The sequence below is a fragment of the Variovorax beijingensis genome, assembly GCF_007828835.1.
GTDB lineage: Bacteria > Pseudomonadota > Gammaproteobacteria > Burkholderiales > Burkholderiaceae_C > Variovorax > Variovorax beijingensis_A.
The window spans coordinates 401,597-424,946 of the sequence record NZ_VIVL01000002.1 but is presented as its reverse complement, the minus strand read 5'-3'; the positions used below and the strand labels follow the sequence as shown (position 1 = coordinate 424,946).

Below are 23,350 nucleotides of genomic sequence, written 5' to 3'. Positions count from 1 at the left end.
ATCAACACAGCGAGGCACGCATGGATTTGAGCTTCACGCCCGAAGAACAGAAGTTCCGCGAAGAAATTCGCGCCTGGGTCAGGGAAAACCTTCCCCAAGAGATTTCGCACAAGGTGCACAACGCGCTCGAACTGACGCGCGACGATCTGCAGGGCTGGGCCAGGATCCTCGGCAAGAAGGGCTGGCTCGGCTACGGCTGGCCGAAGGAATTCGGCGGCCCGGGCTGGACCGCCATCCAGCGCCACCTGTTCGAGGAAGAAACCGCGCTGGCCGGCGCGCCGCGCATCATCCCCTTCGGCCCGGTGATGGTCGCCCCGGTGATCATGGCCTTCGGCAATGCCGAGCAGCAGAAGCGCTTCCTGCCCGGCATCGCGAGCGGCGAGGTCTGGTGGAGCCAGGGTTACAGCGAACCGGGCTCGGGTTCCGACCTCGCCTCGGTCAAGACCCGTGCCGAACGCAAGGGCGACAAGTACATCGTCAACGGCCAGAAGACCTGGACCACGCTCGGCCAGTACGGCGACTGGATGTTCAACCTCGTGCGCACCAGCAACGAGGGCAAGCCGCAGACCGGCATCAGCTTTTTGCTGCTCGACATGAAGTCGCCCGGCGTCACGGTGCGGCCGATCAAGCTGCTGGACGGCAGCCATGAAGTGAACGAGGTGTTCTTCGACAACGTCGAGGTGCCGGCCGAGAACCTGATCGGCGAGGAGAACAAGGGCTGGACCTACGCCAAGCACCTGCTCTCGCACGAGCGCACCAACATCGCCGACGTGAACCGCGCCAAGCGCGAGCTCGAGCGCCTGAAGCGCATCGCGAAGAGCGAAGGCGTCTATGAAGACCAGCGTTTCCGCGACGAGATCGCCAAGCTCGAGGTCGACATCGTCGCGCTCGAGATGATGGTGCTGCGCGTGCTCTCGGCCGCCACCTCGGGCAAGAACTCGCTCGACGTCGCGGGCCTGCTCAAGATCCGCGGCAGCGAGATCCAGCAGCGCTACAGCGAACTGATGATGCTGGCGGGCGGTGCCTATTCGCTGCCGCTCATCCGCGAAGCGATGGAAGCCGGCTGGCAGGGCAACTTTCCGGGCGGCAACCCTGCCCTTGCGCCGCTCGCATCGACCTTCTTCAACATGCGCAAGACCACCATCTACGGCGGCTCGAACGAAGTGCAACGCAACATCGTCGCTCAGACGGTGCTGGGCTGAGGAGACAAGAACATGGATTTCAATTTCACCGACGACCAGGAACAGCTGCGCGACGCCGTTCGCAAGTGGGTCGACAAGGGCTACGACTTCGAACGCCGCCGCGGCATCGAGGCCCACGGCGGCTTCTCGCGCGAGGCCTGGGACGAACTGGCCGAACTCGGCCTGGGCGGCCTCTACATCGCCGAGGACGACGGCGGCCTGGGCATGGGCCCGGTGGCTGGCATGGTGGTGATGGAAGAGCTGGGCCGCGGCATCGTGCTGGAGCCCTTTGCGCAGACGCTGATCGCCGGCGCCGTGCTCAGCGGCTATGCCGGTGCCGACACCAAGGACAACTGGCTGCCGCGCATTGCCGGCGGCCAGGCCATCGTGGTGCTGGCCTACCAGGAACGCAGGTCGCGCTACCGGCTCGACCTGTGCGACGCCAAGGCCGTGAAGGCCGGCGACGGCTGGTCGCTGACGGGCGCCAAGAGCGTGGTGCCCGTGGGCGACGAAGCCGATGCCTACCTGGTGCCGGCCAAGGCCGACGGCAAGATCGCCCTCTTCCTGGTCGAACGCAGCGCGAGCGGCGTCGAGGCCCGCGGCTACGGCACGCAGGACGGCAGCCGCGCGGCCGAGGTGGTGTTCGACAAGGCAGACGCCACGCTGGTCACGGCCGACGGCCTGGCCGCGCTCGAATATGCGGTGGACGTCGGCATTGCCGCCACCTGCGCCGAAGCAGTGGGTGTGATGGACAAGACCGTGGCCCTCACCGTCGACTACATGAACCAGCGCAAGCAGTTCGGCGTGGCCATCTCCACCTTCCAGGCGCTGCGCCACCGCGTGGCCGACATGAAGATGCAGCTCGAGCTCGCGCGCTCGATGAGCTACTACGCCACGCTCAAGCTCAATGCGCCGGCTGAGGAGCGGCGCCAGGCACTGGCGCGCGCCAAGTACCAGCTCGGCGTGTCGATGCGTTTTGTCGCCGCGAATTCGGTGCAGCTGCATGGCGGCATCGGCGTGACCGACGAATACATCGGCAGCCACTATTTCCGCAAGCTCACGCAGCTCGAAATGACCTTCGGCGACACGCTGCACCACCTGGGCGAAGTGTCGGCGCGCATGCAGGACACGGCCGGCGTCTTCGCCTGACGCTGTTTTTCCCATAGCATCCAACGCCCGCCCGCCTTGCGCCGGCGGGCGTTCTTACTGGAACCTGCCAGGAACACACCTCACATGCCATCACGCCGCACCCTACTGGCCCTCGGGCTCGCATCGACCGCCATGCTGACCGCCTGCGCCACCGCTCCCTCGCCTTCGTACACCGAACGCCCCCCGATCGTCTTCATGCACGGCAACGGCGATTCGGCCGCACTGTGGCTGACCACCATCTGGCGCTTCGAATCGAACGGCTGGCCGCGCGACCGGCTCTTCGCGCTCGACCAGCCCTATCCGCTGGCGCGCGACGACGATGCCGTGGCGCAGCCGGGCCGCAGCTCGACCACCGATTCGGCCGTGTTCCTGAAGGCCGAGGTCGACAAGGTGCTGAAGGCCACGGGCGCCGGCAAGGTGGTGCTGATCGGCAATTCGCGCGGCGGCAACACGATCCGCAACTACGTGCAGAACGGCGGCGGCGCAGCCGTCGTGAGCCACGTGGTGCTGGGCGGCAATCCGGCGCACGGCATCTGGGCGGTGAAGGGCTTCCGCGAGAACAACGAGTTCTCGGGGCTCTCGGGCTTCATGCAGCAGCTCAATGCGCCGAAGGGGCCGAACGGCGAGGAAGTCACGCCGGGCGTGAAGTGGCTCACGCTGCGCTCCGACAACAACGACAAGTACGCCCAGCCCGACGGCGTGTGGATCGGCGTGCCGGGCCAGCCGACGAACATCGGCTTCGACGGCCCCGCGCTCAAGGGCGCGACCAACGTGGTGCTGCCGCGCGTGGACCACCGGGAAACCTCGTTCTCGCCCGCCGCGTTCGCGGCGACCTGGCAGTTCCTGACCGGCGAAGCGCCGCGCAGCACGGCGGTGGCACCCGAGGCGAGCGTCGTGCTCGACGGCCGTGCATTGGGCGCGGAGAACCTTTCGCTCAATGGCGGGCAGGTCACCGTGTATGCCATCGATCCGGCCACGGGCGCACGGCGCGGCGATGCGGTGCACAGCAAGAGCATCGGCGCCGATGGCCGCTGGGGTCCGTTCAATGCGCGCGGCGACACGGCCTACGAGTTCGTGCTCAGCGCACCCGGCTACGGCATCACGCACATCTACCGCAGCCCGTTTCCGCGCAGCAGCCGCGTCGTGAACCTGCGCCCCGAACGCCTCGCGCCGGCCGATGGCAGCGCCCAGGTGGTCGTCGTCTTCACGCGGCCCCGCGGCTACTTCGATGCAGAGCGCGACACCATGCGCTTCGACGGCCAGAGCCCGCCGCCCGGCGTGCCGCCCAGGGGCTCCGGCGTGTCGAGTTCGCGGTTGCGCCTGGCCGCCGCGCAACCGCAGCGCGCCGTGACCGGTGAATTCAACGCGGAGCGCATCACCGGCCTGACCTGGCCTGCGGCGCAGCAGCACGTGACGGTGCTCGAATTGACCTACTGACTGATCGACGAGGGCCAAGGACATGAACGACACGACTTCTCCCTTCGTGCTGGCGGCACGCGATGCGCGCGGCGTGGCCACGCTGACGCTGAACCGCCCGGCCTCGTTCAATGCCCTCTCCGAAGGCATGCTCGGCGCACTCGAACAGGCGCTCGCTGACATTGCGGCCGACGACACGGTGCGCGCCGTCGTCATCGCGGCGGCGGGCAAGGCCTTCTGCGCGGGCCATGACCTGAAGGAAATGCGCGCCGAACCCTCCCTCGGCTACTACCAGCGGCTCTTCGAGCGCTGCGGCGCCATGATGCTGTCGATCCAGCGCCTGCCCGTGCCGGTGATCGCGCGCGTGCACGGCATTGCGACGGCCGCGGGCTGCCAGCTGGTCGCGGTGTGCGATCTGGCGGTGGCCGCGACCGAGGCGCGCTTCGCGGTCAGCGGCGTGAACGTGGGACTGTTCTGTGCCACCCCGAGCGTCACGCTGTCGCGCAACCTCGGCCGCAAGCAGGCCTTCGAGATGCTGGTGACCGGCGAATTCATCGGCGCGGAGGAAGCCCGCGAGAAGGGCCTGGTCAACCGGGTGGCGCCACCCGGCCAGCTTGACGCCGCGGTGGAGGCGCTGGTGGCGAGCATCGTCGCCAAACCGCGCCAGGCGCTCGCGCTCGGCAAGGCGCTGTTCTACCGGCAGCTCGAAACCGACATCGAGGCCGCGCTGGCCGACGCCAGCCAGACCATGGCCTGCAACATGATGGACGAGAGTGCGCTCGAAGGCGTCCAGGCCTTCATCGAGAAGCGTCCGCCCGACTGGAAGCGCTAGGTGTCGTGCAGCCGCGAACTCTGCGGCAGGTGCGCCATCAGGAATTCCATCTGGTCCGCCAGGATGCGGCGATTCCGCAAAATGAAATCTTCCCAGAGGCTGGGCACGTAGGGCGCGTACAGCAGCGGCATGTTGGCCTGCTCGGGCGTGCGGCTGCTCTTGCGGTGGTTGCAGGGCCGGCAGGCCGTGACCACGTTCATCCAGGTGTCGATGCCGTTCTGCGCGAACGGAATGATGTGCTCGCGGGTGAGTTCGTCTTCGTGGAAATGCCCGCCGCAGTAAGCACAAATGTTGCGGTCGCGCGAGAACAGCTTGCTGTTGGTGAGCCCCGGGCGCTGGGTGAAGGGATTGATGCGCGGCACACCCTTGGTGCCGATGATGCTGTTGATCGCGATCTGCGATTGCTGGCCGGTGATGGCATTGTGGCCGCCACGGAACACGGCCACCTGCGCGCCCACCTCCCAGCGGACTTCGTCCGCTGCATAGTGGATGACCGCCTGTTCGAGCGATATCCATGACTGGGGCAGCCCTTGGGCCGACAGCTTCAAGACCTTCACCACACGCCTCCTCAAAAAGGGAAGAATCACGGAAAGACCAGGGACACGCAGCGCGCCGGAGACCCCTTCGGGCGACGCACTGAGTCACAATATACCGGCTTTGTGACAAAACGGCCTGATGTGCCCATTCGACGGGCAAAAGGCGCTATCAAAAAGATACCCACCCATGCAGGTTTTCCGCGGCTTCCGGCACCCGGGCGTGGCTCCGGCCTGCGCCCTCACCATTGGCAATTTCGACGGCGTGCACCGTGGCCACCAGGCCATGCTGGCGCTGCTGCAGACCGAGGCACGCCATCGCGGGCTGCCCAGTTGCGTGCTCACCTTCGAGCCGCACCCGCGCGACTATTTCGCCGCCGTCACCAGGAAACCCGACCTGGCACCCGCGCGCATCGGCACGCTGCGCGACAAGCTCACCGAGCTCGCGGCCTGCGGCGTGGCGCAGACGGTCGTGCTGCCCTTCGACGGCCGGCTGGCCTCCCAGTCGCCCGAAGCCTTCATCCAGAACGTGCTGATCGACGGCCTGGGCGCGCGCTACGTGCTGGTGGGAGACGACTTCCGCTTTGGCGCCAGGCGGGCCGGCGACTACGCCATGCTCGACGCGGCCGGCGATGCGCACGGCTTCGACGTGGCGCGCATGAACAGCTACGAGGTCCACGGCCTGCGCGTTTCCAGTTCGGCCGTGCGCGAGGCGCTGGCCGAGGGCCGCATGGCCGATGCCCAGCATCTGCTCGGCCGGCCCTACACGATCTCGGGCCACGTGGTCCATGGCCGCAAGCTCGGCCGCGCGCTGGGCGCCTCGGCGCCCGGCAAGGACGACGGGTTCCGCACCCTCAACCTGCGCTTCAAGCACTGGAAGCCGGCGGCCAGCGGCATCTTCGCGGTGCTGGTGCACGGGCTGGCCGACCAGCCGCTGCCCGGCGTGGCGAACCTCGGCGTTCGGCCGTCGCTCGATGCCAACGACGTCAACGCGGGCCGCGTGCTGCTGGAGACGCATTGCCTGGAGTGGCCCTCGCATCTGGGTGCCGAAGGGGCCTACGGTAAAATCGTCCGCGTGGAACTCCTGCACAAACTGCACGACGAATTGCGCTACACCAGCCTCGAGGCCCTGACTGCGGGCATCGCGAAGGATGGGCGCGACGCGCGCGCGTTCTTTGCGTCGACCCACGCCGAAACCCACCGCCAGACCACGCGCGATCGAATTTAGCCCTGCACGCACCGTGCTGCCGCCCTTCGACAAGCTCAGGGCGAACGGCTTTTCTTCCGCACCGACCGCTCAAATGCAGTTCGGGCTGAGCCTGTCGAAGCCCCTCTGTTTCGCACCCCAACATGTCTGACGCCGCTTCCCCCACCGATTACCGTTCCACGCTGAACCTGCCCGACACCCCCTTCCCGATGCGCGGCGACCTGCCCAAGCGCGAACCGAGCTGGGTCAAGGAATGGAACGAAGAAGGCCGCTACCACCGCCTGCGCGACGCCCGCCACGGCGCGCCCAAGTTCATCCTGCACGACGGCCCGCCGTACGCCAACGGCCAGATCCACATGGGCCACGCGGTGAACAAGATCCTCAAGGACATGATCACCAAGGCGCGCCAGCTCGAAGGCTACGACGCGCTCTACGTGCCCGGCTGGGACTGCCACGGCCTGCCGATCGAGAACGCCATCGAAAAGCAGTACGGCCGCAACCTGAGCCGCGACGAGATGCAGGCCAAGAGCCGCGCCTACGCCACGGAACAGATCGCGCAGCAGATGGCCGACTTCCAGCGCCTGGGCGTGCTGGGCGAATGGGACCACCCCTACAAGACGATGGACTTCGCCAACGAAGCCGGCGAGCTGCGCGCGTTCAAGCGCGTGATCGAGCGCGGCTTCGTCTACCGCGGCCTGAAGCCCGTGTACTGGTGCTTCGACTGCGGCTCGTCGCTGGCCGAGTTCGAGATCGAATACGCGGACAAGAAGAGCCAGACCCTCGACGTGGCCTTCAAGGCGCATGACCGCGAGAAGGTGCTCAAGGCCTTCGGGACCGACCACACGATCCTCGGCGACATCTTTGCCGTGATCTGGACCACCACCGCGTGGACCATCCCGGCCAACCAGGCGATCAACCTGAATCCGGAGATCGAATACTCGCTGGTCGACACCGAGCGCGGCCTGCTGATCCTCGCCAACTCGCTGGTCGAGATGTGCATGACGCGCTATGCGCTCGACGGCAAGGTGCTGGCCACGGTCAAGGGCGAGGCACTCGGCGGGCTCGAATTCGAGCATCCGCTGTACGACGTGGACGCGGGCTATCGGCGCCTGTCGCCCATCTACCTGGCCGACTACGCCACCGCCACCGACGGCACCGGCCTCGTGCACTCGTCGCCGGCCTACGGCGTGGACGACTTCAACTCCTGCATCGCCCACGGCGTGGCCTACGACGACATCCTGAACCCGGTGCAGGGCAACGGCAGCTACGCGCCCGACTTCCCGCTGTTCGGCGGGCAGAACATCTGGAAGGCGGTACCGGTGATCATCGCCGCGCTGCGCGACGCCAACCGGCTGCTGACCACCGAGACCATCTCCCACAGCTACCCGCACTGCTGGCGGCACAAGACGCCGGTGATCTACCGCGCCGCGGCGCAGTGGTTCATCCGCATGGACGAGGGCGAAGGCGTGTTCACCAAGGACAAGGCGCCCAAGACGCTGCGCCAGACCGCGCTCGACGCCATCGAACAGACCAGCTTCTACCCGGAGAACGGCAAGGCGCGCCTGCACGACATGATCGCCGGGCGGCCCGACTGGTGCATCAGCCGCCAGCGCAGCTGGGGCGTGCCGATCCCGTTCTTCCTGCACAAGGATTCGGGCGAGCTGCATCCGCGCACGATGGAGATCCTCGACCAGGCCGCCGACATCGTCGAGAAGGGCGGCATCGAGGCCTGGAGCCGCGTCACCGTCGAAGACATCCTGGGCGCCGAAGATGCACCGAGCTATACCAAGAGCACCGACATCCTCGAGGTGTGGTTCGACTCGGGCTCGACCTTCTATCACGTGCTGCGCGGCACGCACCCCAACGTGCACCACGAGAGCGGCCCCGAAGCCGACCTGTACCTCGAAGGCCATGACCAGCACCGCGGCTGGTTCCATTCGTCGCTGCTGATCGCCTGCGCGCTGGAAGACCGCGCACCGTACCGCGGCCTGCTTACGCACGGCTTCACGGTGGATGCCAAGGGCATCAAGATGAGCAAGTCGCTCAAGAACGGCATCGACCCGCAGGAGATCAGCAACAAGCTGGGCTCGGAAATCATCCGCCTGTGGGTGGCCGCAAGCGACTATTCGGGCGACATTGCGGGCGACGACAAGATCCTCGCGCGCGTGGTCGATGCCTACCGCCGCATTCGCAACACGCTGCGCTTCCTGCTGGCGAACACGAGCGACTTCGACATCGCGAAAGATGCGGTGCCGCTTGAGGAGCTGTTCGAGATCGACCGCTATGCGCTGTCGCGCGCGGCGCAGTTCCAGGCCGAGATCCTTGCGCACTACAAGGTGTACGAGTTCCATCCGGTGGTGGCCAAGCTGCAGATCTACTGCTCGGAAGACCTGGGCGGCTTCTACCTCGACATCCTGAAGGACCGGCTCTACACGACCGCGCCGGGCTCGCGGGCGCGCCGCAGCGCGCAGACGGCGCTCTGGCACATCTCGCAGGCGATGCTGCGCTGGATGGCACCGTTCCTGAGCTTCACGGCCGAAGAGGCGTGGAAGTTCGTGAGCACGGGCAAGCCGGGCGAGTCGATCTTTGCGCAGACGTACAGCCAATTCGACGCGCCCGACGAAGCACTGCTTGCCAAGTGGGGCCGCATCCGCGAAATCCGCGACGTGGTCAACAAGGACATCGAGGCCGTGCGCGCCGAAGGCAAGCTCGGCTCGTCGCTGCAGGCCAACCTGCGGCTCAGCGCAGCGGCCGGCGACTTCGCGCTGCTGGAGTCGCTGGGCGACGACCTGAAGTTCGTCTTCATCACCTCCGCCATCGAACTGGCGGCGGGCGAGGCGCTGTCTTCGGTGGTGACGCCGAGCAGCGCGCAGAAGTGCGATCGCTGCTGGCACTACCGCGACGACGTGGGCCACGACCCGGCGCATCCGACGATCTGCGGCCGTTGCACGAGCAACCTGTTCGGTGCCGGCGAGCCGCGGAGCTTTGCCTGATGGCGGCCGCACGTTCCATGTCGGCATCGCGCTCGCGCAGCGGCAGCATCTGGCCGTGGCTCGGGCTGGCGGCGATCATCCTGATCATCGACCAGTTCACCAAGACGCTGATCCTGGGCTACTACAAGCTCGGTGACGCAACCTACGTCACGAGCTTCTTCAACGTGGTTCGCGCGCACAACACGGGCGCCGCGTTCTCGTTCCTGGCCGACCACTCGGGCTGGCAGCGCTGGTTCTTCACGGCCATTGGCGTGGCGGCCGCGGTGTTCATCGTCTGGATGCTGAAGTCGCATGCGGGGCAGAAGCTGTTTTCGTTCTCGATGGCCTGCATCCTGGGCGGCGCGATCGGCAATGTGATCGACCGGATGATGCACGGCTACGTGGTGGACTTTCTAAGCTTCCACGTCGGTGACTGGTACTTCCCGGCCTTCAATGCGGCGGACAGTGCGATCACGCTGGGAGCGATCTGCCTGGTCCTGGATGAGATACGGCGGGTTCGGCGCGGGAAGTAGGTTCGGCGTCCTTTAGAGGCCGTCCGCCCTCACCCCAAACCTCTCCCGGAGGGGGAGAGGGGGCAAGACGGGCCTCCAACACAACGCGAGGGTTTCTCCCCACTTTCACGGCCTGTCATAGCGGGGTCATACTGCCGCGGTGAAATGTAATCGATTACATGACACCGCACGAATGAGCATCCAAGCCGTTGCAGCCAAAGCCGGGGTTTCCGTGGCCACCGTGTCGCGGGCCTTCAACTTCCCCGACAAGGTGACCCGCTCCACGCGGGAGCTGGTGGAGCGCGTCGCGCGTGAACTCGACTACGTGCCGAATGCCAGCGCGCGCACCTTGCGCACCCAGCGCAGCCGTGCATTGGGCGTGGTGCTGCCGACCCTGCTGAATCCGACCTTTGCCGAATGCCTGCAGGGCATTGCGCGGGCAGCCATTGCCGGCGGCTACGCGATCATTCCCGTCACCACGGGCTACCAGCTCGACGAGGAAGAACGCGCGGTCCACCTGCTTCTGGCCGGCAATGTCGACGGGCTGATCCTCGTGGTCTCCAATCCGTCCACGTCGGCCGCGCTCGCTCGGCTGCGCGGCACCGGCACGCCCTACGTGCTGGCCTACAACAGGCACCCCGAGCATCCCTGCGTGACCGTCGATGGCGAGGCGGCCGTGGCCGATGCGGTGGCGCGGCTGGTGCTGCTGGGACATCGCCGCATCGCGATGGTCAGCGGCACGCTCGCCGCGTCCGACCGCGCGCAGCAGCGCTATCGCGGCTACCGCAAGGGCATGGCCGATGCCGGGCTCAAGGCGCCGCCGCTGATCGAGGTGCCTTTTGTCGAAAGCGCGGTCGATGCGCTCGCCGGCGTGCTGCAGGCGCCCGGCCGGCCCACCGCACTGGTCTGCTCGAACGACCTGCTCGCCATCCGCAGCATCCGCGCCGCGCACCTGGACGGCCTTGGTGTGCCGGACGACCTCAGCGTCATCGGCTTCGACGGCATCGCGATCGGCGAAGACCTGACGCCGGCGCTCACAACCATCGCCCAGCCCAACGACGACATCGGCCGCCGCAGCGTCGAACTGCTGATCCAGGCCATGGCCGGCGGCACCGCGCTGCAGGCCGATGCGAGCCTGCTGCTGCCGTACTTCTTCCGGGACGGCGAGTCGTGCGCGGCCGCGCGCGACACCGCCGCCGACTGATCACTCAACCCGCTACCGCCTCTCACCCTCCAAGGAGCTCCTTCATGCTGACTTCCCGCTTCTCGCGCATGGCCCGCCTGGGCCTGCTGGCTGCCGCGCTCGCCGCCGGCAGCACGGCCATGGCCCAGACCGCCATTTGCTACAACTGCCCCACCGAGTGGGCCGACTGGGGCACGCAGCTCAAGGCCATCAAGGCAAAAACAGGCATCACCGTGCCGGCCGACAACAAGAATTCGGGTCAGTCGCTTGCGCAGCTGGTGGCCGAGAAGGCGAGCCCCGTGGCCGACGTCACCTACCTGGGCGTGACCTTCGCAGTGCAGGCACAGAAGGAAGGCGTGGTCGAGCCCTACAAGCCGGCTGCGTGGAAAGACATTCCCGACGGCCTGAAGGACCCGGCCGGCAACTGGTTCACCATCCATTCGGGCACGCTCGGCTTCATGGTCAACGTCGATGCGCTCAAGGGCAAGCCGGTTCCGAAGTCGTGGGCCGACCTGCTCAAGCCCGAATACAAAGGCCTGATCGGCTACCTCGATCCCGCCTCGGCCTTCGTGGGCTATGTCGGCGCAGTGGCCGTGAACGAGGCGCGCGGCGGCACGCTCGACAACTTCGCGCCGGCCATCGACTACTTCAAGGCGCTGCAGAAGAACGAGCCCATCGTGCCCAAGCAGACCTCCTACGCGCGCGTGCTGTCGGGCGAGATCGCGATCCTGCTGGACTACGACTTCAACGCCTACCGCGCCAAGTACAAGGACAAGGCCAACGTCGCCTTCGTCATCCCGAGCGAAGGCACGCTGGCCGTGCCCTACGTGATGAGCCTGGTTGCCAAGGCACCGCATGCCGCGGAAGGCAAGAAGGTGCTCGACTTCGTGCTGTCGGACGAAGGCCAGGCGATCTGGGCCAAGGCCTACCTGCGGCCGGTGCGCACGAGCGCAATGCCCAAGGACATCGAGGCGCAGTTCCTGCCGGCCAGCGAATACGCACGCGCCAAGAGCGTGGACTACGCGCGCATGGCGGAGGCGCAGCGGGCGTTCTCCGACCGCTATCTCAAGGAAGTACGCTGAAGAAGCCCGCGCCATGAAGTCGTCGTCGGCCAACGCCTGGAACCCACGCTGGCGCCTGCTCGCTTGCGCAGCTCCTGCCGCCGTGTTCTTCGCGGCCTTCTGGCTGCTGCCGGTGGTGCGCCTGCTCACGCTGCCGGCGAGCAAGGGCTGGGCCACCTACTTCGCTGTGCTGACCGACTCGCGCTACCTGCAGAGCATGGCCAACACCGTGGCACTGTCGGTGGCGGTGACCTTGGCAACGCTGGTGCTGGGCGCCGCCGTGGGCATCTACCTTGCGCGGCACACCTTCGCAGGCAAGCGCATGCTGCTGTCGCTGCTCACGCTGCCGCTGTCCTTTCCGGGCGTGATCATCGGTTTCTTCGTGATCCTGCTCGGCGGGCGGCAAGGGCTGGTGGCGGACCTCGGCGACAGCCTGTTCGGCGAACGCATCACCTTCGCCTATGGCCTGCTCGGCCTGTTCCTGGCCTACCTCTACTTCTCGTTGCCGCGCGCCATTGCCACCTATGCCGCCGCGGCCGAGGCCATGAACATGCAGCTCGAAGAAGCCGCGCGTTCGCTCGGCGCCTCGCGCCTGCGGGTAGCACGCGACGTGTGGCTGCCAGAGCTCGCGCCCACCACGCTCGCATGCGGCGCGATCCTGTTCGCCACCTCGATGGGCGCCTTCGGCACCGCCTTCACGCTGGCCAGCAAGTTCGAGGTGATCCCCATCACCATCTACAACGAGTTCACCAACTACGCCAACTTCGCGCTCGCCGCATCGCTGTCGATCGCGCTGGGCCTCGTGACCTGGCTGGTGCTGTTCGCCGCGCGGCGCTTCGGCGCCAACCCGGTCGCACGCTGATCGAAGGAATTGCCTCATGCGCAAGAACACGCAACCCAGGGCGCCCTTCCTGCTGGCCATCACCGTGCTTGTGAGCCTCTTCATGATCGCGCCGATGCTGCTGTCGGTGATGGCGGGGCTGGTCAACAACTACAGCGCCGGCCTGAAGAGCGGCCTCACGCTGCGCTGGCTCGGCGAGGTGTGGGAGAACTACGGCGGCACCGTCGGCTGGTCGCTCGCGCTGGCGCTGGCCTGCGTGGTGGGCACCGTGCTGCTGGGCGTGCCCTGCGCCTATGCGCTGGCACGCAGCCGCTCGCGCGCGGCGCACATCTTCGAGGAACTGCTCACGCTGCCGGTGGCGGTGCCGGGCCTGGCCACCGCGCTGGCGCTGATCCTCGCCTACGGCCAGCTCACGGCCTTCCGCCAGAGCTTCGCCTTCATCCTCGTGGGCCACATGGTGTTCACGCTGCCGTTCATGGTGCGCACCGTGAGCTCGGCCTTCCAGCGCGACGACCTGCTCGCGCTCGAAGAGGCGGCGCGCTCGCTGGGCGCCAACTTCCGCCAGCGCTTCATGGGCATCCTCGTGCCCGCCGTGTTCCCCGCGATCGTCGCCGGCAGCCTGATGGTGTTCACGCTCTCGGTGGGCGAGTTCAACCTCACGTGGATGCTGCACACGCCGCTCACGCGCACCCTGCCCGTGGGCCTGGCCGACAGCTATGCCTCGATGCGCATCGAGATCGGATCGGCCTACACGCTGGTCTTCTTCGCCGTGATCCTTCCGGTGCTGTGGGGCCTTCAATACCTTGCCAACCTGATGCAGAAACGCCATGGAACTTGAACGCGTCCCCATCGACATCGCGAATTGCGCGAAAACCTACGCCGACGGCACGCGCGGCCTGCTGCCGACCGACCTGCATGTGGAGGCGGGCGAAGTGCTCGCGCTGCTCGGGCCCTCGGGCTGCGGGAAGACCACGCTGCTGCGGCTGATCGCGGGGCTCGAAGCGCCCGACGAAGGCAGCCGCATCGTGTTCGGCGGGCAGGACGTCACCGGGCGGCCGGTGGAGCATCGCGGCGTCGGCATGGTGTTCCAGAGCTATGCGCTTTTCCCGCAGATGACGGTGGCGGCCAACATCGGCTATGGGCTGCGCATCCGCGGCGTGGCGCCGGCAGAGGAAAGGCGCGCAGTGGGCGAGCTGGTCGAGCTGACGCGCCTGGGCGGGCTGGAGAACAAGCGCCCTGCCGAACTCTCGGGCGGCCAGCGGCAGCGCGTGGCGCTGGCGCGCGCCGTGGCCGTGCGTCCGCGCGTGCTGCTGCTGGACGAGCCGCTGGCCGCGCTCGATGCCAAGCTCAAGGAGTCGCTGCGCGACGAGCTCGCCGAACTGCTGCGCCGCCTGCACATCACGGCCATCCACGTCACGCACGACCAGCAGGAGGCGATGGCCATTGCCGACCGCCTGGCGGTGATGAGCGCCGGGCGCATCGTGCAGATCGGCCGCGGCGAAGAGCTGTACCGCGCGCCGGCGCATCCCTTCGTGGCGGAGTTCCTGGGCCGCGTCAACCGCCTCGCGCGCGAGGCCGACGCCATTGCGCAAGGCGTTGTCCGACTCGGCGGAAGCACCCTGCCTTGCCCGCCCGCCTGGCGCAGCCATGCGATGCTGCTGGTGCGGCCGGAAGACGTCGAAGTGGGTGCGCCGCGGCCCGACTGGGGCGCCGCCACGGTCGAGCGCCGCACCTTCCTCGGCGACCGCGTGCAGCTGCAGTTGCGCATGCAGGACCAGCCCCTGCTCGTGGCCGATGTGGGCCGCGACACGCCTTTCGGCCCCGGCGATCCGGTGGGCCTGCGCATCCTGCCCGACCGCCTGATGACCTCGCAGGAGACCAGCGCATGACGACAACGACACAAGACACCACTTTCCTGGTCCAGCTGACCGACCTGCACATCCGCGAACCGGGACGCCTGGCCTATGGCCGCATCGACACCGCGCCCTACCTGGAGCGCGCGGTGCAGTCGGTGCTGCGGCTGCCGCAGCAGCCCGACGCCGTCGTGATCACGGGCGACCTCAGCGACTTCGGCCGCGCGGCCGAATACGAGCACCTGGCGCGCCTGCTGGCGCCGCTCGCGATGCCGGTCTACCTGATGCCCGGCAACCATGACGAGCGCGGCCAGCTGCGCCGCAGCTTCCCCGGCCATGCCCATCTGGCGGCGGGCGTGGGCTCGGCCGGCTTCGTGCAGTATTCGGTGCGCGTGGGCGCGTTGCGCCTGCTCACGCTGGACACCTGCGTGCCGGGCGCGAGCCACGGCGAACTCTGCGGCGAACGCCTGGCCTGGCTCGAGGAACAGCTCGACGCCTGCCGCGGCGAACCGGTGGTGATTGCCATGCACCACCCGCCCTTCCGCACGCTGATCGGCCACATGGACGAGATCGGCCTGCTGCAGGGCGCCGAGGCGCTCGAAGCACTGGTTGCGCGGCATGGCAACGTGGAGCGCGTGATCTGCGGCCACCTGCACCGCGCCATCGACGTGCGCTTCGGCGGCACCATCGCATCGACTTCGCCGGCGCCGGCGCACCAGGTCTGCCTGGACCTGTCGCCCGATGCGGCCTCGGCCTGGACGCTGGAGCCGCCGGGCTTCAGGGTCCATGCCTGGTCGGCCCGGGACGGCCGGCTCGTGACCCATCTGGCGGCTTCCGGTACCTTCGAAGGCCCTTTTCCCTTCCATGACAACGGAGCGTTGATCGACTGAGGCCATACATGTGGAAAATGGGGCCGCAAACGAACAAAAACGAAAAGGATAGAAACCGGCATCCATGAAGCACCTCCTGAACCTGCTCGCCGCCGTCGCCCTCCTGGTGTGGGGCACGCACCTCGTGCGCACGGGCGTGCTGCGCGTGTTCGGCGCCAACCTGCGCAAGATCCTGGTGCAAAGCATGCGCAACCGCTTCACGGCCGCGCTCTCGGGCATCGGCGTCACGGCCCTCGTGCAGTCGAGCACCGCCACTTCGCTGATGACTTCCTCCTTCGTGGGGCAGGGCCTGGTCACGCTGCCGGCGGCGCTGGCGGTGATGCGCGGAGCGGACATCGGCACGGCGCTCATCTCGGTGCTGTTCTCGGCCGACCTGTCCTGGCTGTCGCCGATGTTCATCTTCGTGGGGGTGGTGCTGTTCATTTCCCGCTCGGCCAGCGTGGCGGGCCGCGTGGGGCGGGTGCTGATCGGCCTGGGGCTGATGCTGCTGGCGCTGCAGCTGGTGGTGGAGGCGACGGAGCCGCTCTTTTCAGCGCCGGCCGTGCGCGTGCTGCTGGCCTCGCTCAACAGCGACGTGCTGCTCGAGATCACCATCGGCGCCGCGCTGGCGATCGTGGCCTATTCGAGCCTGGCCGTGGTGCTGCTGGTGGCGGCCATGGCCAGCTCCAACGTGGTGCCGCTGGACGTCGCGCTCGGGCTGGTACTGGGCGCCAACCTCGGCAGCGGCCTGCTGGCGGTGCTGACCACGGCCAAGTCCGCCGTGCCGGTGCGCCAGGTCACGGTGGGCAACCTGTTGTTCAAGGCGCTGGGGGTGGCCATCCTCGCGCCCTTCGTCGGGCTCTGGCTGCGCCATGTGCAGCCGCACGTGCCGAATGCGACCCACGGCGTGGTGCTGTTCCACCTGGCGTTCAACGTGATCATCAGCGTGGGCTTCATCGGCCTCACGCAGTGGGTCGCCACGCTGGTCACCAAGGTGCTGCCGGTGCCGCCGCTGCCGGCCAGCTCGACGCGGCCGCACCACCTCGACCCGTCGGCCCTTTCGACGCCCTCGCTCGCCATTTCGAACGCGGCGCGCGAGGCGCTGCACCAGGCCGACGTGGTGGAGACCATGCTCATCGGCACGCTCGACGTGATCCGCCACAACGACCTGCGCCTGGCGCAGGAACTGCGGCAGCTGGACGACACGGTGGACGAGCTCTACTCGGCCATCAAGTACTACATGACGCGGATCTCGCGCGAGGCGCTGGGCGAGGAAGAAAGCCGGCGCTGGACCGACATCATCAGCTTCACCATCAACATGGAGCAGATCGGCGACATCATCGAGCGCGTGATCATCGACATCGAGGACAAGAAGATCAAGCCGCAGCGCAATTTCTCCGAGGCGGGCATGGCGGAAATCGTGGAGCTGCACGGACGGCTGGTCGCCAACCTGCGCCTGAGCATGAGCGTCTTCCTGAATGGCAACGTGCGCGACGCGCAGCGGCTGCTCCAGGAGAAAGCCCGCTTCCGCGACCTCGAGCGGGCCTATGCCACCACCCACCTCGACCGGCTCTCCGACCGCACCACGCTGAGCATGGAGACCAGCTCGCTGCACATCGACCTGATCAGCGACCTGAAGCGGATCAACTCGCACATCTGCTCCATTGCCTATCCGATCCTGGAATCGGCGGGCGCGCTGGCGCCGAGCCGCCTGCGCGAATCGCGGCTCGGGAAGATCGAGGGCTGATCCGGCGCGCAGCGGTCAGTGCGCCGTCGGCAACCGCGGCGCCATCAACTGCTCCTGCCGGCGGCGCAGGCAGAAATCGATCAGGTCGTCGAGTTCGGTGGCCTTGTCGAACACCGCGTCGGCGCCCAGCTGCGCGCACTTGCGGCGCATCTCCGGGGTCAGGTAGTTGCTGAGCACCACCATCTTCTGGTTCGGATCGCGGTTGCGGCAGGCTTCGAGCACGCCGAAGCCGGTGCCATCCTTGAGGAACAGGTCGACGATGGCCAAGTCCCACTGCGAGAGGTTGCCTGCGAGCCAGCGCGCGCCCTCGTCCTGCGTTTCGGCCTGGCCCACCGGATCGATCCGCGCCACCTCGCGCAGGGTTCCGGCCAGGTTCTCGCGGATGGCGGGGTTGTCCTCGACGATGAAGGTTCTGACAGTGTCCATGGCGCTGGCCTTCGCTGGCTTTGCTGAAGGCTACAAAGTGCACCTTGCACAAGACGCAGGCATGACACCCCACCCCGGGTAGGACAGGGCTGGCCCTGCAGCGGGCCCGCCACGGCCCGGACTCAGAGCGTGAGAATGGTGCAGCCGGTGGTCTTGCGCGCTTCCAGGTCGCGGTGGGCCTGCTGCACGTCGGCCAGTGCATAGCGCTGGTCGATCGGGATCTTCACGGCGCCGCTCTGCACCACGGCGAACAGGTCGTCCGCCATTGCCTGCGTGCTCTCGCGCGTGGCCATGTGCGTGAACAGCGTCGGCCGCGTCACGTAGAGCGAGCCCTTGGACGCGAGCGTGCCCAGGCTGATCGGCGGCACCGGGCCCGAGCCGTTGCCGAACACGGCCAAAAGGCCGAAGGGGCGCAGGCAGTCGATGGAACCTTCCCAGGTGTCCTTGCCGACCGAGTCGTACACCACCTTCACGCCCTTGCCGCCGGTGATCTCCTTCACCCGGGCTGCGAAGTTCTCGGTGCTGTAGTTGATCGCATGCGCCGCGCCGTGCGCCAGGGCCAGCTTGCACTTGGCATCGCTGCCCGCGGTGCCGATCAGCTGCAGGCCCAGGGCCTTGGCCCACTGGCAGGCGATCAGGCCGACGCCGCCGGCCGCCGCGTGGAACACGATGAAGTCGCCGGGCTGCAGGCCCTCCACCGGCAGCGTCTTCTTCAGCAGGTATTGCGTCGTGAGGCCCTTGAGCATCATGGCCGCGCCGGTCTCGAACGAGATCGCATCGGGCAGCTTGCACACGTTCTTGGCCGGCATCACGCGCAGCTCGCTGTAGGCGCCGGGCGGCTGGCTCGCGTACGCGGCGCGGTCGCCGGCTTTCAGGTGCGCCACGCCTTCGCCCACCGCCTCGACCACGCCCGAGGCTTCCATGCCCAGCTGCAGCGGCATCTGGAACGGATAGAGCCCGCTGCGCTGGTAGGTGTCGATGAAGTTCAGGCCTACGGCCTTGTGGCGGATGCGGATCTCGCCGGGGCCGGGCTCGCCCACCTCCACGTCGACGATCTTCAGTTCCTCGGGACCGCCATGGCGGTCGATACGGACGGCTTTGCTCATCATCTTTGCAGTCTCCAGTGGCACAAAAAAGAAGAGGCGCATCGTGCCACGTTTGGCCTTCGCGCGGCGGGGGCGGGTGATGCCCGGTAGAGTCGGCGGCCATGCAGATCCAGCAGCGCCTCACGCCGTCCACCGTCTTCCTGCTCACCGTGCCGCCGCTGCTGTGGGCGAGCAATGCGGTGGTCGGCCGCCTGGTGCGCGACCTGGTGTCGCCGCTCACGCTGAACTTCGTGCGCTGGGTCATCGCGTTCGTGCTGCTGCTGCCGCTCGCGTGGCCGGTGCTGCGCCGCGACAGCCCGATGTGGCCGCACTGGAAGCGCTACGCGGTGCTGGGGCTGCTGGGCATCGGCTGCTACAACGCGTTCCAGTACCTGGCGCTGCAGACCTCCGCGCCGATCAACGTCACGCTGGTGGGCTCCAGCCTGCCGCTGTGGATGCTGGCGGTGGGCGGCATTTTCTTCGGCGCCCGTGTCAGCGGTCGCGAGATCGGCGGCTCGCTGCTCTCGATGCTGGGCGTGCTGCTGGTGCTGAGCCGCGGCGAATGGCGGCAGCTGCTCGCGCTGCGGCTGGTGCCGGGCGATCTCTACATGATCCTGGGCACCATCGCCTGGGCGTTCTACAGCTGGTTCCTCGCGCGCACGCGGGAGCCGCAGGGCGTGCGGCAGGACTGGGCCGCGTTCCTGATGGCGCAGCTGGTGTTCGGCCTCGCATGGTCGGGGCTGTTCGCGGCCGGAGAATGGATGCTGACCGATGCGCGCATGGAACTCGGATGGCCGCTGCTGGCGGCGCTGGCCTTCATCGGCATCGGCCCGGCCGTGCTGGCCTACCGCTGCTGGGGCAGCGGCGTGCAGCATGCGGGGCCGCAGGCGGCGAGCTTCTTCATGAACCTCACGCCGCTGTTCGCCGCGCTGCTGTCCGCGGCCTTCCTGCGCGAGCCGCCGCACTGGTACCACGGTGCGGCCTTCGCGCTGATCGTGGGCGGGATCGTGGTGTCCTCACGGCGCCGATAGGCGCGCGACGCGACGTGCGCGAAGCCTGGGGGCGAGCTCAGTACGTGCCAGGGTAGGCGCCGCCGTCAGCAAGGACGTTCTGCCCCGTCATGTAGCCTGCCTGCATGCTGCAGAGAAAGGCGCAGATCGCGCCGAACTCGGCCGGCGTGCCGAAGCGCCTGGCCGGGATGTTCTTCTTGCGGGCTTCCCACACGGTGTCGAAGTCCTGGCCGGTCTTCTGGGCCGTGCCTGCCATCGTGCCCTTGAGGCGGTCGGTGTCGAAGGAGCCGGGCAGCAGGTTGTTGATGGTCACGCCCTGCGCGGCGATGGGAGTGCGCGCCACGCCGGCCACGAAGCCCGTGAGGCCGCTGCGCGCACCGTTGGAGAGGCCCAGGATGTCGATGGGCGACTTCACCGAGCTCGAGGTGATGTTGACGATGCGGCCGAAGCCGCGCTTGGCCATGCCGTCGACCGTGGCCTTGATGAGCTCGATGGGCGTCAGCATGTTGGCGTCGACGGCCTTGATCCAGGCCTCGCGGTCCCAGTTGCGGAAGTCGCCCGGGGGCGGGCCGCCGGCGTTGGTGACGACGATGTCGAAGTCGTGGCCCAGCGCGAACACCGCGGCGCGGCCGGCCTCCGTCGTGATGTCGGCGGCCACGTGCTTGACGAAAGGCGCCGGCGAGCCGGCTGCCGCTGCGGCCAGCTTCGCAGCCGCCGCTTCCAGCGCCTCGGCGCCGCGCGCCACGATGACCACGTTCACGCCCTCGCGCACCAGTGCCTCGGCGCAGCCGTAGCCGAGTCCCTTGCTCGCGCCGCACACCAGCGCGGTCTTGCCTGCAATGCCCAAATCCATGTTGTTGCTCCTTGACTGCAGGGACGCTAGCGCCCCATGCGTGTGAAAACGAAGATGCCCGCAATCACGAGCACCGTGCCGGCCGCGATCCACGCGGTGAACGGCTCGCCGAGTATGACCACACCCATGAGGATGGTCGACAGCGGCCCGATCATGCCGGTTTGCGCGGCCATGGCCGGGCCGATGCGCTCGATGGCCATCATGACCATGAGGACAGGCACCGCCGTGCACAGCGTGGCGTTGAGCACCGACAGCCAGATGACCTCGGGTGCCACCTGCAATGCGGCGCTCATCGGCCGCATCAGCACGAACTGCAGGATGCACAGCAGGCAGGCCACGGTGGTGGCCAGCCCCACAAGCCGCAGCGAGCCCAGGCGCTTGACGAATTCGCCGCTGTAGACAAGGTAGCCCGCATAGCTCACGGCGCTCAGGAACACGAGGAAGGTGCCCCAGGCCGCCGCCCCGCCACCCTTGCCGCCACCGCCGATCCAAAGCTCATGCCCGAACACGAGCAGCACGCCGGCATAGCTCACGATCATGCCGAGCACCTGCGGCCGCGTGGCGCGCCGCCGGTACAAAAGCCAGCCGAACAGCAGCACCAACGTGGGGTTGAGATAAAGGATGAGCCGCTCGAAGCTGGCCGAGATGTAGGCGAGCCCCGCAAAGTCGAGAAAGCTCGCAAGGTAATAGCCCGAGAAGCCGAGCCCCACCACGCCGAACCAGTCGCGCCCCGTGAGCGCGGGCTTGCCGCGGCCGGCCCACCACGCCATCAGCGCAAAGAGCGGCAGCGCGAACAGCATGCGCAGCATGATCAGCGTGATCGCATCCACGCCGTAGCGGTAGGCCAGCTTGACGATGATGGCCTTGCCGCTGAACGCGACCGCGCCCAGCGAGGCGAGGATGAGGCCGGGCGCAATGCTCCTTGCGCCGCTTGCGGAAGAAGGGGGAATGCCGGTCTGTACGGCGGACTTGGTCATTCCCCGATCATCGCGTAGCTGTCAAAAGCCTGCAGCTAGGCCGTCGCGGCGCGGATCGCTGGCGGCCACGTAGCCTTCGACCGATGGATCGCCTGCGCGCCAGATGAATTGGCCGGCGCCAAAGTCCTGGTAGGAGTCGTCGATCACGTCGAGGTGGTGGCCGAGCTCGCGCAGGCCCTGAACCGTGGCCGGATTCATCGCGGCCTCGACGTTGATCTCGAGCCCCGCGTTGAAGCGCCAGCGCGGCGCATCGCAGGCGGCCTGCGGGTTCTGCTTGTAGTCGAGCATGCGCACCAGCGTCTGCATGTGGCCTTGCGGCTGCATGTTGCCGCCCATCACGCCGAAGCTCATCACCGGCTGGCCGTCCTTGGTGAGGAAGGCCGGAATGATGGTGTGGAACGGCCGCTTGCCCGGCGCCACGACGTTCGGGCTCTCGGCCTTGAGGCTGAAGCCATGGCCGCGGTTCTGCAGGCTGATGCCGAACTCGGGCTCCACGCAGCCCGAGCCGAAGCCCATGTAGTTGCTCTGGATGAAGCTCACCATCATGCCGCTCTCGTCGGCCGCCGTGAGGTAGATGGTGCCGCCCTTGACGGGGTTGCCGGCCTTGAAGTCCTGTGCCTTTTTCACGTCGATGAGTCTCGCACGCGATGCCAGGTAGGAGTCATCGAGCATTTGCGCGGGTGTCACCGTCATCGACGATGGCTCCGACACGTAACGGTAGACGTCGGCGAAGGCGAGCTTCATCGCCTCGATCTGCAGGTGCTGCGAAGCCACCGAGTCGACCGGCAGCGAGGCGATGTCGAACTTCTCGAGGATGCCGAGCGCGATCAGCGCCGCAATGCCCTGCCCGTTGGGCGGAATCTCGTGCAGCGTGTGGCCGCGGTAGTCGCGCGAGATCGGCTGGACCCATTCGGGCTGGTAGGCCGAGAGGTCGGCCACCGTGAGCGAGCCGCCCTGCTCTTTCGAAAACCTGGCGAGCGCCTCGGCGATCTCGCCGCTGTAGTAGGCCTCGCCCTTGGTGCGGGCAATGGCCTTGAGCGCGCGCGCGGCGGCCGTGAAGCGGAACAGCTCGCCCACTTCGGGCGCCCGGCCCCAGGGCATGAAGGTCTGCGCGAAGCCCGCCACCGAGGCCAGCACCGGCACCGCGGCGGCCCATTTCTGCTGCACGACCGGCGGCACCAGGTAGCCGCGCTCGGCAATGTCGATGGCCGGCGCCAGCAGGTCGGCAAAAGGCAGCTTGCCGAAGCGCTCGCTCAGCGCCACCCAGCCTCGCACCGCGCCCGGCACGGTGACCGAATCGATGCCGCGCATCGGCGGCGTGGCGGCATCGGCGCCGTACTTGGCCTTGAAGTAGTCGGGCGTCCAGGCTTTGGGCGCACGGCCCGAGGCGTTGAGGCCGTGCAGTTCCTTGCCATCCCACAGGATGCAGAAGGCGTCGCTGCCCAGGCCGTTGCTCACGGGCTCGACCAGCGTCATCACGGCCGCCGTGGCAATGGCCGCATCGACGGCATTGCCGCCCTGCTGCAGCATGCGCAGCCCCGCCTGCGAGGCGAGCGGATGCGACGTGGACACCACGTTGCGCGCAAAGATCGGAATGCGGGTGGAGAGATAGGGGTTGCTGAAGTCGAAGTTCATGGGATGTG

The 23,350-nt window shown here is 67.7% G+C and carries 21 protein-coding genes; 15 read left to right on the top strand and 6 right to left on the bottom strand.

Annotation, left to right across the window (positions count from 1 at the left end; all coding sequences use genetic code 11):
- The first annotated feature begins 20 nt into the window (after positions 1 to 20).
- From FB547_RS08315 to FB547_RS08300, 4 genes are all read left to right on the top strand, one after another.
- The gene (locus FB547_RS08315; protein ID WP_145741236.1) at positions 21 to 1,202 is read left to right on the top strand and encodes an acyl-CoA dehydrogenase family protein; all 1,182 of its coding nucleotides are present in this window, start codon (positions 21 to 23) and stop codon (positions 1,200 to 1,202) included.
- A 12-nt stretch (positions 1,203 to 1,214) separates the two neighbouring features.
- A complete protein-coding gene (locus FB547_RS08310) occupies positions 1,215 to 2,330 on the top strand; it encodes an acyl-CoA dehydrogenase family protein (RefSeq protein ID WP_145741235.1) in 1,116 nt (371 codons plus the stop codon).
- 84 nt (positions 2,331 to 2,414) lie between these two features.
- Positions 2,415 to 3,767, top strand: a complete 1,353-nt coding sequence (locus tag FB547_RS08305; RefSeq protein WP_145741233.1) for an alpha/beta fold hydrolase — start codon at positions 2,415 to 2,417, stop codon at positions 3,765 to 3,767.
- 22 nt (positions 3,768 to 3,789) lie between these two features.
- Positions 3,790 to 4,578 (top strand): enoyl-CoA hydratase, encoded by a 789-nt coding sequence (locus FB547_RS08300; protein WP_145741232.1) that lies wholly within the window; start codon positions 3,790 to 3,792, stop codon positions 4,576 to 4,578.
- Here the strand turns inward: FB547_RS08300 and FB547_RS08295 are convergent.
- Positions 4,575 to 5,135 (bottom strand): HNH endonuclease, encoded by a 561-nt coding sequence (locus FB547_RS08295; RefSeq protein ID WP_012746419.1) that lies wholly within the window; start codon positions 5,133 to 5,135, stop codon positions 4,575 to 4,577. The genes FB547_RS08300 and FB547_RS08295 overlap by 4 nt on opposite strands.
- A 166-nt stretch (positions 5,136 to 5,301) precedes the next feature.
- Here FB547_RS08295 and FB547_RS08290 point away from each other — a divergent pair, with 166 nt between their 5' ends.
- From FB547_RS08290 to FB547_RS08245, 10 genes are all read left to right on the top strand, one after another.
- Positions 5,302 to 6,339, top strand: coding sequence for a bifunctional riboflavin kinase/FAD synthetase (locus FB547_RS08290; RefSeq protein WP_145741230.1), 1,038 nt, complete (start codon positions 5,302 to 5,304; stop codon positions 6,337 to 6,339).
- Between the two features lie 122 nt (positions 6,340 to 6,461).
- The gene (ileS, locus tag FB547_RS08285) at positions 6,462 to 9,311 is read left to right on the top strand and encodes an isoleucine--tRNA ligase (RefSeq protein ID WP_145741228.1); all 2,850 of its coding nucleotides are present in this window, start codon (positions 6,462 to 6,464) and stop codon (positions 9,309 to 9,311) included.
- On the top strand, positions 9,311 to 9,823 hold the full coding sequence (lspA, locus tag FB547_RS08280; RefSeq protein ID WP_145741227.1) for a signal peptidase II: 513 nt from the start codon (positions 9,311 to 9,313) through the stop codon (positions 9,821 to 9,823). Before ileS ends, lspA begins: the two co-directional genes overlap by 1 nt.
- 172 nt (positions 9,824 to 9,995) lie before the next feature.
- On the top strand, positions 9,996 to 11,006 hold the full coding sequence (locus FB547_RS08275; protein WP_145741225.1) for a LacI family DNA-binding transcriptional regulator: 1,011 nt from the start codon (positions 9,996 to 9,998) through the stop codon (positions 11,004 to 11,006).
- Positions 11,007 to 11,050: 44 nt separating this feature from the next.
- A complete protein-coding gene (locus FB547_RS08270) occupies positions 11,051 to 12,067 on the top strand; it encodes an ABC transporter substrate-binding protein (RefSeq protein ID WP_370878937.1) in 1,017 nt (338 codons plus the stop codon).
- 13 nt (positions 12,068 to 12,080) lie between these two features.
- Positions 12,081 to 12,908, top strand: a complete 828-nt coding sequence (locus FB547_RS08265; protein ID WP_145741223.1) for an ABC transporter permease — start codon at positions 12,081 to 12,083, stop codon at positions 12,906 to 12,908.
- A 16-nt stretch (positions 12,909 to 12,924) separates the two neighbouring features.
- Complete coding sequence (locus FB547_RS08260; protein ID WP_021005985.1) at positions 12,925 to 13,725, top strand: ABC transporter permease; 801 nt, start codon at positions 12,925 to 12,927, stop codon at positions 13,723 to 13,725.
- Positions 13,715 to 14,776 (top strand): ABC transporter ATP-binding protein, encoded by a 1,062-nt coding sequence (locus FB547_RS08255; RefSeq protein ID WP_145741221.1) that lies wholly within the window; start codon positions 13,715 to 13,717, stop codon positions 14,774 to 14,776. The genes FB547_RS08260 and FB547_RS08255 overlap by 11 nt, the downstream gene beginning before the upstream one ends.
- Positions 14,773 to 15,630 carry a phosphodiesterase gene (locus FB547_RS08250; protein WP_145741219.1) on the top strand — a complete coding sequence of 286 codons (858 nt, stop codon included), beginning with the start codon at positions 14,773 to 14,775 and terminating at the stop codon, positions 15,628 to 15,630. Before FB547_RS08255 ends, FB547_RS08250 begins: the two co-directional genes overlap by 4 nt.
- 64 nt (positions 15,631 to 15,694) lie before the next feature.
- On the top strand, positions 15,695 to 17,356 hold the full coding sequence (locus tag FB547_RS08245) for a Na/Pi cotransporter family protein (protein ID WP_145741218.1): 1,662 nt from the start codon (positions 15,695 to 15,697) through the stop codon (positions 17,354 to 17,356).
- 15 nt (positions 17,357 to 17,371) lie between these two features.
- On the opposite strand, the gene FB547_RS08240 is transcribed toward FB547_RS08245, so the two are convergent.
- Positions 17,372 to 17,782, bottom strand: a complete 411-nt coding sequence (locus tag FB547_RS08240) for a response regulator (protein WP_145741216.1) — start codon at positions 17,780 to 17,782, stop codon at positions 17,372 to 17,374.
- Between the two features lie 122 nt (positions 17,783 to 17,904).
- On the bottom strand, positions 17,905 to 18,888 hold the full coding sequence (locus FB547_RS08235; RefSeq protein ID WP_145741215.1) for a quinone oxidoreductase family protein: 984 nt from the start codon (positions 18,886 to 18,888) through the stop codon (positions 17,905 to 17,907).
- A gap of 101 nt (positions 18,889 to 18,989) precedes the next feature.
- Between FB547_RS08235 and FB547_RS08230 the strand changes: the two genes are divergently transcribed.
- Complete coding sequence (locus FB547_RS08230) at positions 18,990 to 19,898, top strand: DMT family transporter (protein ID WP_145741214.1); 909 nt, start codon at positions 18,990 to 18,992, stop codon at positions 19,896 to 19,898.
- Between the two features lie 37 nt (positions 19,899 to 19,935).
- Here the strand turns inward: FB547_RS08230 and FB547_RS08225 are convergent, their stop codons facing one another.
- Genes FB547_RS08225 through FB547_RS08215 form a run of 3 tightly spaced genes read right to left on the bottom strand, consistent with a single transcriptional unit; the run spans position 19,936 to position 23,342 of the window.
- The gene (locus FB547_RS08225; RefSeq protein WP_145741212.1) at positions 19,936 to 20,730 is read right to left on the bottom strand and encodes an SDR family oxidoreductase; all 795 of its coding nucleotides are present in this window, start codon (positions 20,728 to 20,730) and stop codon (positions 19,936 to 19,938) included.
- Between the two features lie 26 nt (positions 20,731 to 20,756).
- Positions 20,757 to 21,707 (bottom strand): DMT family transporter, encoded by a 951-nt coding sequence (locus tag FB547_RS08220; RefSeq protein WP_145741210.1) that lies wholly within the window; start codon positions 21,705 to 21,707, stop codon positions 20,757 to 20,759.
- A gap of 21 nt (positions 21,708 to 21,728) precedes the next feature.
- Entirely contained in the window at positions 21,729 to 23,342 is a 1,614-nt protein-coding gene (locus FB547_RS08215; protein WP_145741208.1) for a gamma-glutamyltransferase family protein, read from the bottom strand.
- Positions 23,343 to 23,350 lie beyond the last annotated feature (8 nt).

What these genes read in the sequence shown, in the direction of transcription:
- FB547_RS08290 (WP_145741230.1), top strand. Translation starts at nt 5,302, where the DNA reads ATGCAGGTTTTCCGCGGCTTCCGGCACCCGGGCGTGGCTCCGGCCTGC.
- FB547_RS08265 (WP_145741223.1), top strand. Translation starts at nt 12,081, where the DNA reads ATGAAGTCGTCGTCGGCCAACGCCTGGAACCCACGCTGGCGCCTGCTC.
- FB547_RS08270 (WP_370878937.1), top strand. Translation starts at nt 11,051, where the DNA reads ATGCTGACTTCCCGCTTCTCGCGCATGGCCCGCCTGGGCCTGCTGGCT.
- FB547_RS08310 (WP_145741235.1), top strand. Translation starts at nt 1,215, where the DNA reads ATGGATTTCAATTTCACCGACGACCAGGAACAGCTGCGCGACGCCGTT.
- FB547_RS08225 (WP_145741212.1), bottom strand. Translation starts at nt 20,730, where the DNA reads ATGGATTTGGGCATTGCAGGCAAGACCGCGCTGGTGTGCGGCGCGAGC.
- lspA (WP_145741227.1), top strand. Translation starts at nt 9,311, where the DNA reads ATGGCGGCCGCACGTTCCATGTCGGCATCGCGCTCGCGCAGCGGCAGC.
- FB547_RS08235 (WP_145741215.1), bottom strand. Translation starts at nt 18,888, where the DNA reads ATGAGCAAAGCCGTCCGTATCGACCGCCATGGCGGTCCCGAGGAACTG.
- FB547_RS08250 (WP_145741219.1), top strand. Translation starts at nt 14,773, where the DNA reads ATGACGACAACGACACAAGACACCACTTTCCTGGTCCAGCTGACCGAC.
- FB547_RS08230 (WP_145741214.1), top strand. Translation starts at nt 18,990, where the DNA reads ATGCAGATCCAGCAGCGCCTCACGCCGTCCACCGTCTTCCTGCTCACC.
- FB547_RS08255 (WP_145741221.1), top strand. Translation starts at nt 13,715, where the DNA reads ATGGAACTTGAACGCGTCCCCATCGACATCGCGAATTGCGCGAAAACC.
- FB547_RS08220 (WP_145741210.1), bottom strand. Translation starts at nt 21,707, where the DNA reads ATGACCAAGTCCGCCGTACAGACCGGCATTCCCCCTTCTTCCGCAAGC.
- FB547_RS08305 (WP_145741233.1), top strand. Translation starts at nt 2,415, where the DNA reads ATGCCATCACGCCGCACCCTACTGGCCCTCGGGCTCGCATCGACCGCC.
- FB547_RS08315 (WP_145741236.1), top strand. Translation starts at nt 21, where the DNA reads ATGGATTTGAGCTTCACGCCCGAAGAACAGAAGTTCCGCGAAGAAATT.
- FB547_RS08240 (WP_145741216.1), bottom strand. Translation starts at nt 17,782, where the DNA reads ATGGACACTGTCAGAACCTTCATCGTCGAGGACAACCCCGCCATCCGC.
- FB547_RS08300 (WP_145741232.1), top strand. Translation starts at nt 3,790, where the DNA reads ATGAACGACACGACTTCTCCCTTCGTGCTGGCGGCACGCGATGCGCGC.
- ileS (WP_145741228.1), top strand. Translation starts at nt 6,462, where the DNA reads ATGTCTGACGCCGCTTCCCCCACCGATTACCGTTCCACGCTGAACCTG.
- FB547_RS08215 (WP_145741208.1), bottom strand. Translation starts at nt 23,342, where the DNA reads ATGAACTTCGACTTCAGCAACCCCTATCTCTCCACCCGCATTCCGATC.
- FB547_RS08260 (WP_021005985.1), top strand. Translation starts at nt 12,925, where the DNA reads ATGCGCAAGAACACGCAACCCAGGGCGCCCTTCCTGCTGGCCATCACC.
- FB547_RS08245 (WP_145741218.1), top strand. Translation starts at nt 15,695, where the DNA reads ATGAAGCACCTCCTGAACCTGCTCGCCGCCGTCGCCCTCCTGGTGTGG.
- FB547_RS08275 (WP_145741225.1), top strand. Translation starts at nt 9,996, where the DNA reads ATGAGCATCCAAGCCGTTGCAGCCAAAGCCGGGGTTTCCGTGGCCACC.